The 10,008-nt window shown below is 67.1% G+C and carries 10 protein-coding genes; 8 read left to right on the top strand and 2 right to left on the bottom strand.

Annotated elements, in window-relative coordinates; all coding sequences use genetic code 11:
* The coding region (locus CHU93_RS00835) for a DUF885 family protein (RefSeq protein WP_133064262.1) at nucleotides 1-556 on the bottom strand (556 nt) is incomplete at its 3' end.
* 238 nt (nucleotides 557-794) lie between these two features.
* Here CHU93_RS00835 and CHU93_RS00830 point away from each other — a divergent pair.
* The 5 genes from CHU93_RS00830 to CHU93_RS00810 all read left to right on the top strand — a co-directional run bounded on the left by CHU93_RS00830 (nucleotide 795) and on the right by CHU93_RS00810 (nucleotide 7,064).
* Nucleotides 795-3,086, top strand: coding sequence for a TonB-dependent receptor (locus CHU93_RS00830; protein WP_243375039.1), 2,292 nt, complete (start codon nucleotides 795-797; stop codon nucleotides 3,084-3,086).
* 134 nt (nucleotides 3,087-3,220) lie between these two features.
* Nucleotides 3,221-4,516: an AmpG family muropeptide MFS transporter gene (locus tag CHU93_RS00825; protein WP_094472328.1), complete on the top strand. Its 1,296-nt coding sequence runs from the start codon at nucleotides 3,221-3,223 to the stop codon at nucleotides 4,514-4,516.
* Between the two features lie 98 nt (nucleotides 4,517-4,614).
* Complete coding sequence (locus tag CHU93_RS00820; protein ID WP_094472326.1) at nucleotides 4,615-5,454, top strand: GNAT family N-acetyltransferase; 840 nt, start codon at nucleotides 4,615-4,617, stop codon at nucleotides 5,452-5,454.
* Nucleotides 5,455-5,492: 38 nt separating this feature from the next.
* The gene (locus tag CHU93_RS00815; RefSeq protein WP_094472325.1) at nucleotides 5,493-6,392 is read left to right on the top strand and encodes a c-type cytochrome; all 900 of its coding nucleotides are present in this window, start codon (nucleotides 5,493-5,495) and stop codon (nucleotides 6,390-6,392) included.
* 12 nt (nucleotides 6,393-6,404) lie between these two features.
* Nucleotides 6,405-7,064 carry a DsbA family oxidoreductase gene (locus tag CHU93_RS00810; RefSeq protein ID WP_094472324.1) on the top strand — a complete coding sequence of 220 codons (660 nt, stop codon included), beginning with the start codon at nucleotides 6,405-6,407 and terminating at the stop codon, nucleotides 7,062-7,064.
* A gap of 10 nt (nucleotides 7,065-7,074) precedes the next feature.
* Here the strand turns inward: CHU93_RS00810 and CHU93_RS00805 are convergent, their stop codons facing one another.
* Nucleotides 7,075-7,548: a DUF721 domain-containing protein gene (locus CHU93_RS00805; RefSeq protein ID WP_243375035.1), complete on the bottom strand. Its 474-nt coding sequence runs from the start codon at nucleotides 7,546-7,548 to the stop codon at nucleotides 7,075-7,077.
* A 70-nt stretch (nucleotides 7,549-7,618) separates the two neighbouring features.
* Here CHU93_RS00805 and CHU93_RS00800 point away from each other — a divergent pair, with 70 nt between their 5' ends.
* From CHU93_RS00800 to CHU93_RS17235, 3 genes are all read left to right on the top strand, one after another.
* On the top strand, nucleotides 7,619-8,674 hold the full coding sequence (locus tag CHU93_RS00800) for an A/G-specific adenine glycosylase (protein ID WP_243375032.1): 1,056 nt from the start codon (nucleotides 7,619-7,621) through the stop codon (nucleotides 8,672-8,674).
* On the top strand, nucleotides 8,671-9,567 hold the full coding sequence (nudC, locus tag CHU93_RS00795) for an NAD(+) diphosphatase (protein ID WP_094472321.1): 897 nt from the start codon (nucleotides 8,671-8,673) through the stop codon (nucleotides 9,565-9,567). The genes CHU93_RS00800 and nudC overlap by 4 nt, the downstream gene beginning before the upstream one ends.
* Before the next feature lie 208 nt (nucleotides 9,568-9,775).
* Nucleotides 9,776-10,008, top strand: a 233-nt coding sequence (locus tag CHU93_RS17235; protein ID WP_207759171.1) for a DUF6733 family protein, incomplete at its 3' end; no start/stop codon positions are given.

The raw sequence follows: 10,008 nt of genomic DNA, 5'->3' as shown, positions 1-10,008 counted from the left end.
CGGCCAGTGCAGACACGCTACTCCAACCCGCCCACACAAGCTGGGCCGGGATGGATTTCAGCCGGGCGACATAGTTTTTCAGATCAGTGCCATCGGCCACCGTGTGGGTGTTGATCAGGAAATCCGGCAGCTGGCTGTGCAGCGAATAAAGCCGCGAATAGAAGGGCGGCCGCTGGATGCGGTTGGCGTTGCTCAGCGCCGCGCGCTCGGCCTCCAGCGCCCAGATGTCGTAATTCACCTGGCCTTCGGCGGACAGTTTCGCCCGGTCGATCATCGCCTTCATGCGCACCACGCTGGCCTGGCGCCATTTCACCTGGGCATCGGCGGCGGCATCGCTGATGTCGTTCCACTTGTCGCCACCGGTCTTGAGGCCCGGCCGGGTCGCCAGCTGGGGCTGGCCCTTCACCCATTCGGCGAATTCGGCATCCAGAAACGCCGTGAGCCGGGCATCCTCGCTGGCGGTGGCAGCCATCTGCGCCGGCTGGGCAGCGGCGGGTGCCAATGGCAGGGCCAGCGCGGCCAACAGGGCGGCGGCGTGAACAGTGAAATGGCGCATGATGAAGACCCTCCCTGCAATGCGGGCGGCACGCTAGGCGCAGGGCCAGGCGGGGTGAAGGGGCTTTTTGTCGGCATGGCGGAGCCGATGTTCCGCATAGCGCAGATTTCAGGCGATTCAGCGCAGCTTTAATTCCTACTTGCAAAATAGGGATAGCCAACTCCTATTCCATGGATAGGATTTGCACAGCGCGAATCATGCACCAAGGGGGAATGTTCAAGCCATGCCATCCAGCCTGATGATCCCACTGATTTTGCTGGCCAATGCTGCCGCAGAGGTGCCGCCGCCCGCCAGCGTGGACGAGCCCGACATCGTCGTCACCGCCACGCGGCGGTCGCAGAATCTGCAGGATGTTCCAGTGGCGATCACCGCCATTGCCGCCGACCGGCTGGAGGCGACCGGCAGCTTCAATTTGGGCCGGGTGGTGCAGCTGATCCCGTCGGTCAACTTCACGGCATCCAACCCGCGCAATTCGGCCATCACCATCCGCGGCCTGGGCGCACCGTTCGGGCTGACCAATGATGGCATCGAGCAGGGGGTCGGCCTCTATATCGACGGCGTCTATTACAGCCGGCCGGCGGCGGCGACGTTCGATTTCGTCGATATCGAACAGATCGAGGTGCTGCGCGGACCGCAGGGCACGCTTTATGGCAAGAACACCACCGCCGGCGCGGTGAACATCCGCACCAAGGCGCCCAGCTTCACCCCGGAAGGCCGGATGGAGGCCAGCGCCGGCAATCTGGATTTTGTGCAGGTGCGCGGCACCGTCAGCGGGCCGATCACCCAACGATTGGCGGCGCGGGCAGGCCTCAGCTTCACCAGCCGGGCCGGCACCATCCGCAACGTCCGCACCGGGCTGGACGAGAATCAGCAGCGCAATTTCGGCCTGCGCGGCAGCCTGTTGTGGCGGGCGACCGACAATCTCGACATCACGCTGGCCGGCGATCACAACCAGCAGAACCCGCGCTGCTGCGTGCAGGTTTTTGTGCGCGCTGCACCCACGCTGCGCGCCGCCAACCGGCAGTTCGCATCACTGGCAGCCGCATCGGGCTATGCCCCGCCCAGCCTCAACCCGTTTGACCGGCTGGTCGATACCGGCACGCCGCACGCCGCCAAGCAGTTTTTCGGCGGCGCTGCGCTGACGCTGGAATGGGATGCCGGCCCGGGCAAGCTGACCGCGATCACCGCCTATCGTTACTGGAACTGGTATCCATCGAACGACCGTGATTTCACCGGTCTGCCGATCACCACCGTCTCGGCCAATTTCTCGCGGCAGCAGCAATATACCCAGGAAATCCGCTGGGCGAGCAGCGGCGACGGCCCGGTTTCGGTGGTGGGCGGCGTGTTTGCCTATCGCCAGACGCTGCGCAACGATCCGCTGCAGGAACAGGGCAGTGCCGCCGCGCTGTGGCTGCTGGGCCCCGGCAACAATCCGGCCCTGCTGGATGGCCTGCGGCAGACGGTGGCGCTGGATTACACCAACGACAGCCTGGCTGGCTTTGGCCAGATCGCTTGGAAGGTCAACGATCGGCTGAAGCTGCAAGGCGGCCTGCGCCTCAATTGGGATCGCAAGGATGCCGATTATCGCGCCACCGTCACTGGCGGCCTTGTCACCAGCGATCCGGTGCTGATCGCGCGGAAGAACAGCGTGCTGGGCCCGCAGGCCTATGTGGCGAAGTTCAACGATTTCAACGTGTCAGGCGACGCCACCATCAGCTATGATCTGGCCGATGATGTGATGGCCTATGTCACCTATGCCCGCAACTTCAAGCCGGGTGGGGTCAATCTGGGTGGCCTACCGACCGACAGCGCCGGCAATCCGCTGCTGGGCGCCGCCACCATCCGGCCGGAACGGGTGAACCATTATGAGGCCGGGCTGAAAACGCGGTTGTGGGATCGCGCCCTCACCCTCAACCTCGCCGCCTTCCGCACCGATATCAGCGATTATCAGACCACGGTGGTCAACGCCCAGATCGGCGTGCTGCGCGGCTATCTCGCCAATGCGGCGGCCGTGCGGGTGCAGGGGCTGGAGGCGGAACTGAGCGCCCGGCTTTCCGATGCGGTGAGCGTCAGCTTCAACGGCACCTATCTGGACGGCACATATCGCCGCTTCACCGATGCACCGCCGCCGCTGGAGCTGACCGGCGGGCCGCAGGTGGTGGACGTTTCGGGCCAGCGCCTGCCCGGCATTTCGCGCTGGGCCGGCACGCTGGGCATCGATGTCCACCCTGAGGTCACGCTGTTCGGCCATGCCGGCCGCCTGATCGCCGGCACCGACGTGCTGGCCCGCACCGGCTTTTCCTCCAGCCCGACACCATCGGCGTTCCTGAACGCGCCAGGCTATGTGCTGGTCAACGGCCGACTGGGCTGGCAGTCCGATGCTGGCGTGCAGGTCTTTGCCTGGGTGCGCAACGCCTTCCAGGCGCGCTATTTCGATCTTTTGACCGCCGCGCCCGGCGGCTCGGGCCTGGTCGCCGGCCTGCCCGGCGATCAGCGCACCGGCGGGATCACCATCGGCTATCGCTTCTGAACCGGCTCACAATCAATCTCCCCAATCTGGCCGGATCAGACGGGGCAGGCGGCGTTGAATGGACGGCAACGCCCCTGCCCCGAAACAGGTTGACGCCCATTGACACGGCACCAGCCGCCGCCAAGGTGGCGCATATGGCCGCCAACCGCTCCTTTCTTGCCGCGATCAAACCTTATGTCGAAGCCGGGCCGCTGGGGGCGCTGGCGCTGGGCATGGCATCGGGCACGCCCTACACGATGATCGCCGCCACGCTGACCACGCGGCTGGCGGAAAGCGGCATCGACAAGAAGAGCGTGACGGCCTTTGGCCTGGCGCTGCTGGTCTACAGCTTCAAGCCGCTGTGGGCGCCGGTGATTGACCGTGCGCCGATCCCGCTGCTGTCGCGCCTGATTGGCCAGCGCCGCGCCTGGTTGATCGTCGCCATCCTGTTTGCCAGCCTGGCCATCGCCTGGCTGGGGGCGCTGGATCCCACCGCCGATATCGGCCTGTTTGCCGCCGCCGCCATCACCGTCGGCTTTGCCGGGGCCACGCTGGACATCGTGATCGATGCCATCCGCATCGAATGGCTGCGCGACGATCAGATGGGCGCCGGTTCGGGGATGACGCAATATGGCTGGCGGCTGGGCGCCTATCTGGTGGGTGCGGGTGCGCTGCTGATAGCCACCCGCGCCGGCTGGAGCCTGGCCTATATGGTCGCGCCATTGCTGTTCCTGCCGGCGCTGGTGGCGGCCGCGTGGCTGGGGGAGCCGCAGCGCCCGCCGGCGCCGCGATCGGGCAAGGGGCTGGGCGCCGCCATACGCGATTCCATCGTGGCGCCGCTGGCCGATTTCCTCGGCCGCAAGGTTGCGTGGATCGTGCTGGCCTTTGTGCTGGTGCACAAGCTGGGCGACACGGTGTGCCAATTGTCGGTGCGGCTGTTCTACAATGATATGGGCTTCAGCAAGGATGAAGTCGCGACTTATGATGTGAGCCTTGGCCTGTTCGGCATGCTGGCCGGCATCTTTGTGGGCGGTTTCCTCTACAAGCGGATGGGGCTGGCCGGCTCGGTGCTGCTGTCGCTGGTGCTGATGATGGCGACCAACGCCGGCTATGCGCTGCTGGCGATCATCGGGCATGACGTGTTTGCGCTGGCGGCGGTGCAGGGCTTTGAAAATTTCGCCAGCGGCATCGGCGGGGTCACCATCGGGGCCTGGCTGGCGCTGCTGTGTGACCGGCGCTTCACCGCGACGCAATTCGCGCTGCTGTCGTCGGCCGCCGCCATCCTGGGCCGGGCCTTTTCCTCCGGCACGGCCGGCGCGCTGATCGAGGCGATGGGCTATGTGAATTTCTATTGGCTCACCACTGCGCTGGCGCTGCCGGGCGTGCTGATCTTCCTGTGGTTGTGGCGCGCCGGGCTGGTGGTGGCCGACGACACTGCGGCAGCGGCGTAACCGGCCTGTCATCGCGTCACCATGTGGCTGTCATCCTTCCGCAACCGGCCTGTCATGGCCGTCCGTTATGGCGGGGCAACCGCAGTGGAGCCCATGCGATGACCCTTGCCCTGTCCCGCGCCGTTGAATTGCCGGCCGCCTTGCTGGCCAATGCCGCGCCGATCCACCGCGCCGGCGTGCTGGATGTGCGCCTGGCCACCAGCGAGGCCGAGATCGCCGCCGCCCAGGCCCTGCGCTACAGCATTTTCTATGACGAGATGGGCGCCAGGCCCGATGCGCTCACCGCCCGTGCCCGGCGCGACATCGACCCGTATGACATGGTGTGCGACCATCTGCTGGTGATCGACCATGCCGACGCGCTGCGCCCACGCGTGGTGGGCACCTATCGCCTGCTGCGGCAGGATGTGGCGCTGGCCAATGGCGGCTTCTATTCGGCGGGCGAATTTGATCTGTCGGCACTGATCGCCCAATCGGGCCCCGGCCGGCAGCTGTTGGAACTGGGGCGCAGCTGCGTGGCGCCGGCCTGGCGCACCACCGCCACCATCTCGCTGTTGTGGCGCGGCATTGCCACCTATCTGGCGCAGCATGGCATCGGCCATTTGTTTGGCTGCGCCTCGCTGCACGGTGCCGAGCCGCGGGCGCATCTGGCCGAGCTGGCCTGGCTCTATCACAACCATCTCGCCCCGCCGGAGCTGCGTGCGACCGCGCTGCCGCCGCATCGGGTGGAGATGAACCGCATCGATCCTGCCGCCATCGATGGCCGCGCCGCCGCCCGCGCGCTGCCGCCGCTGCTGAAAGGCTATCTGCGGGTGGGCGCGATGGTGGGCGATGGCGGCTATGTCGATCACCAGTTCAACACGGTGGATGTGTTCGTGGTGATGCCGGTCGACCGCATCACCAGCCGCTATGCCGAACGCTTCGGCGCCGCGAACGATTGAGAGTTTCCGCGCGCCCGCACCTGCGCTAGCCATGGTGCATGCGCTGGCGTGTTCCCCTGTTGGCCCTGGCCGCCGTCGCCGGCATCGCGGCGGCTGATCCCGGCCCAGAATCGATTGGCCCGCCACCCGGAACCGCCATCCCGGCCGGCCCAGATGGGGAGGCGATCCGGCGCGGGCTCGATATCATCACCAACACGCGCGCCGCCGCGCCCGAATTTGCCGGCAATGATCTTCGCTGCGCCAATTGCCATCTGGAGGCCGGCCGCACCGCCGGCGCCGCACCGCTGTGGGCGGCCTTTGGCAATTTCCCGGTGTGGCGCGACAAGAACCACCGCATGAACAGCTTTGAAAAGCGCGTGCAGGATTGTTTCATCTATTCGATCAACGGCAAACCGCCGCCGCTGGGGGGTGAAGTGCTGCTGGCGGTGAGCGCCTATGCCGGCTGGCTGGCGCAGGGGCAGCGCATCGGCGTGTCGCCGCCGGGGCGCGGCTTTCCGGCCATCGCGCCGCCGCCGCTGCCGCCCGATGATGCGCGCGGGCGTGCGGTGTTCGCCGAAATCTGCGCTGCCTGCCATGGTGCCGATGGCCAGGGCCTGAAGGATGGCGACACGGTGGTGAACCCGCCGCTGTGGGGCCCGGGCAGTTACAACTGGGGCGCCGGCATGGCGCAGGTGGACAAGGCCGCCGCCTTCATCCGGGCCAATATGCCGCTGGGCAATGGCAACAGCCTGACGGTGCAGCAGGCCTGGGATGTGGCCTGGTTCATCGATGGCCAGGTGCGCCCGCAGGACCCGCGCTTTGCCGGCAACCTCGCCGCCACCCGCGCCGAACACCACAACCGGCCGTGGAGCCGCTATGCCACGCGCGTGGCCGGCCGCACTCTTGGCGATCCTGCCACCACCCCGCCGCACCATGTGCCGCCCGGCCATGATTTCTGAGGAGCCGCCGCGATGACCACCCCTGCCCAGCTGCGCATCGATTTCGTGTCTGATGTGGTTTGCCCCTGGTGCGTGATCGGGCTGAAGAGCCTGGAACAGGCGCTGGTCAATCTGGCCGGCGAGGTGACGGCCGATTGGCATTTCCATCCATTTGAATTGAACCCCGGCATGGCGCCGGAGGGGGAGAACAGCGCCGAGCATATCGCCCGCAAATATGGCCGTCCGCCCGAAGCCGGCGCGGCGGCGCGTGAGCAGATCAAGGCGATGGGCGAACAATTGGGTTTCCGCTTCAAGGGCGGGCCGGATGCGATGATCTGGAACACCCATGATTGCCACCGGCTGCTGCACTGGGCGCAAATGGCCGGAAAGGCCCACGCCTTGAAGACCGCCCTGTTCGAGGCGCATTTCAGCCGGGCCGAGCCGCTGAACGACCCGGAGGTGCTGGTGGCCGCCGCGGCCGGCGCCGGGCTGGATGCCGGTGCCGCGCGCGAGGTGCTGGCCAGCGGCCGCTATGCCGACGAGGTGAATGCCGCCCAAAACTGGTGGCGGCAGGAACAGGATGTCCACGCCGTGCCGGCGATCATCTTCAACGGCAAATATGCGATCATGGGCGGCCAGCCGCCGGCAACGTTTGAAAAGGTCATCCGCCGGATTGTCGCCGGCGAGGTGTGAGGCCAGGGTTTCAGCGGATCTTTGGCGGGCCGTGGCTGGTGGCGAGCGCTTCGGCCAGGCTTTGCAGCGTGGCCCGCAATTCCGGGTCTTCGATCTGCTTCAGGGTGGAGCGGGCCGATTCGGGCAGCGGGCCGGGTTTGGGCGGCGGCGGCGGCGGGGTGGCAGCCTGGGCACCCTGTTCGATGGCGATGCGGGCGACGGCGGCATAGCCGAGGATGCGGTTGGCGCGGTCGATGATCTGGGGTTCGACATGGCGCAGCATCGGGGCCAGCGCGCCGGTGGCGGCAATGGCCAGCGTGCCTTGTTCCTTGGCGCCGCGGGCAAAGCGCAGGCGCAGCGGGCGGCAATGGCGGGCATAGGTTTCGCCAACGATTTCGGGCCAGCGTTCGATCAGCGCCCCTTGCGTGAAGCCAAAGCGGCGGAAGGCGACGCCGCCGACATCGCCAACGAGATCGGCGATGGCGCGGGTGCGGCCGCGCGGCATTTCGGGCCGTTTCTCGGGAGTTGATTGGGAGGGCTTTTTGGCCATTCGGCTTTCATGCCATAGCGGGGCCGTGAGTGATAGCTGGCCGCACGATCTGCTTGATTGGTATGGTGCCCATGCCCGGGTGCTGCCGTGGCGCAACCCGCCGGGGGCGGCGCTGCCCGATGATCCCGATTGGCCCTATCGCGTCTGGCTTTCCGAAGTGATGCTGCAGCAGACGACGGTGGAGGCGGCGACCCCCTATTTCCACGCCTTCACCGCGCGCTGGCCCACTGTGGCCGCGCTGGCGGCCTGCGATGATGATGATCTGATGCAGGCCTGGGCGGGGCTGGGCTATTATGCCCGGGCCCGCAATCTTCTGGCCTGCGCGCGCGCCGTGGTGGCGCAGCATGGCGGGCGTTTTCCGGGGGAGGAGGCCGCCCTGCGCGCCCTGCCCGGCATTGGCGATTACACGGCGGCGGCGGTGGCGGCCTTTGGCTTTGGCCGTGATGCCGTGGTGATCGATGGCAATGTCGAACGGGTGGTGACGCGGCTGCTGGCACTGGCCGAGCCGTTGCCGGGCGCGCGGGGCGCCATCCGCGCTGCGCTGGCCACGGCGATGCCGGCGGGACGGGCCGGGGATTTCGCGCAAGGGTTGATGGATCTGGCCCGGCGCGTGTGCACGCCCCGCGCGCCGCGCTGCCTCGCCTGCCCGATCGCCGCCACTTGCGCCGGCCGGCAGACCGGCGCGCCTGAGGATTTTCCGGTGAAGCCGGCGAAAAAAGCCCGGCCGCAGCGCCAGGGCACGGCCTGGTGGATCGAGGCGGAGGGACAGGTGCTGCTGGTGCGGCGGCCGGCGAAGGGGCTGCTCGGCGGGATGCTGGCGCTGCCCAGCTGCGACTGGCGGGGGCAGGCGGCCGTGCCGCCGCTGTCGGGGGATTGGCAGGCCATGGGGGTGGTGCGCCACGGCTTCACCCATTTCGAACTGGCGCTGACGGTAAAGGCGCTGCGGCTGGCAGCACGGCCGGAACTGGACGGCGAATGGGTGGCGGTGGGCAGCGCGGCGACCGGCCTGCCCACGCTTTTTGCCAAGGCGGTGCAGCTGGTGCTTGCGCACGCCCGCGATGACGGGACAAATGCGGCATGACCATGTTTTTCGATGTGCCGGCAACCGGCTTTTGCGGGGGCACGCTTGACCGGGCCGATGAAATCAGGCGCGATCCGGCTGCCTTGATCGCCATGCGAGCCCGGCCCGATGCACGCTGGCTGGTGCTGGATGGGCTGAACCCGGTGATCAAGCCGGGAGACAATCCGGCGATCCTGTGGGCCTATCGGTCGGACCTGCCGCATGATGCGTTGAGCGTGTTTCTGGGCATGGCGCCGGAAGGCCCGCGCTTTGCCGCCGCTGCGCCATCAGACGTGCTGGTGCGCGATTTTGGCGGCAAACTGCTGGACCCGCGGGCGGCTGGCGCCATCCTGCCGGCCGGGGATGCGGCCATGGTGGCGCAGGGGCGCAGCCTGATTGATTGGCACCAGCGCCATGGTTTCTGCGCGGTGTGCGGCGCGCCGACCACGCTGGCGAAGGGCGGCTGGAGCCGCAGTTGCAGCGCCTGCGGGGCGGAGCATTTCCCGCGGGTGGACCCGGTGGTGATCATGCTGGCCGTGAAGGACGGCCATGCCCTGATCGGCCGCCAGCCGCGCTTTCCCAAGCGCTTCCTGTCGGCCCTGGCCGGATTCGTCGAGCCGGGCGAGAGCCTGGAGGAGGCGGTGCGCCGCGAATTGTGGGAAGAGGCCGGCATCCGCACCGGCCGCGTGCGCTATCTCGCCAGCCAGCCCTGGCCCTTCCCGTCCAGCCTGATGATCGCCTGCTTTGCCGAGGCCGAAGGCTTTGAGGTGCGGCTGGACGAGGAGGAGCTGGAAGAGGTGCGCTGGGTGACCAGGCAAGAGGTCCGCGCCGCCCTGGCCGGTGAGGGCGACTGGTTGGCACCGCCGCCGCTGGCCATCGCCCACACACTGCTGAAGGCCTGGGCGCAAGACTGATCTGCGACAAAATGGCTGGACGGCCCTGCCCACCATCGTGGGTGGGGAAATCGACGTATGTTACAGTGTCGTAATAGACGGCAATCCGACCACTACAGATCGACGCCATATTTCGACAGGGCAGTGTCGGGAAGCTGATCTCAAATCGCGAAAAATAATGTCTCCATCGGGGAGGATGGATACTCGTGCGCGAAAAGGAGCTTTTTCGATGATCAAACCCCTGTTGACTCGTTGTTCGGCCGCATCGGCATTGGCGATTGCTCTTGTGGCTTCGGCTCCTGCTGCGGCACGTGACGCAACCTATACGGTGACGCTGAATCAGGACAATTTCTTTGGGTTCAACCCGTCGTTCAATGGCCTGGTGCCGGTGAGCGACAAGGTGGATTTCAGCTTTTACGGCACCTGGGCACCTCCATTAACTCAGCTGAGCACCGCGCCGGA

Origin of the sequence: Sandarakinorhabdus cyanobacteriorum (assembly GCF_002251755.1) — a bacterium.
GTDB lineage: Bacteria > Pseudomonadota > Alphaproteobacteria > Sphingomonadales > Sphingomonadaceae > Sandarakinorhabdus > Sandarakinorhabdus cyanobacteriorum.
Note: the sequence above shows the minus strand (reverse complement) of the source record. Positions and strands in the feature narration are given on the sequence as shown.

Coding starts and splice junctions, on each gene's coding strand:
- CHU93_RS00830 (WP_243375039.1), top strand. CDS start 795: ATGATCCCACTGATTTTGCTGGCCAATGCTGCCGCAGAGGTGCCGCCG.
- CHU93_RS00810 (WP_094472324.1), top strand. CDS start 6,405: ATGACCACCCCTGCCCAGCTGCGCATCGATTTCGTGTCTGATGTGGTT.
- CHU93_RS00820 (WP_094472326.1), top strand. CDS start 4,615: ATGACCCTTGCCCTGTCCCGCGCCGTTGAATTGCCGGCCGCCTTGCTG.
- CHU93_RS00815 (WP_094472325.1), top strand. CDS start 5,493: ATGCGCTGGCGTGTTCCCCTGTTGGCCCTGGCCGCCGTCGCCGGCATC.
- nudC (WP_094472321.1), top strand. CDS start 8,671: ATGACCATGTTTTTCGATGTGCCGGCAACCGGCTTTTGCGGGGGCACG.
- CHU93_RS00825 (WP_094472328.1), top strand. CDS start 3,221: ATGGCCGCCAACCGCTCCTTTCTTGCCGCGATCAAACCTTATGTCGAA.
- CHU93_RS00805 (WP_243375035.1), bottom strand. CDS start 7,548: ATGCCGCGCGGCCGCACCCGCGCCATCGCCGATCTCGTTGGCGATGTC.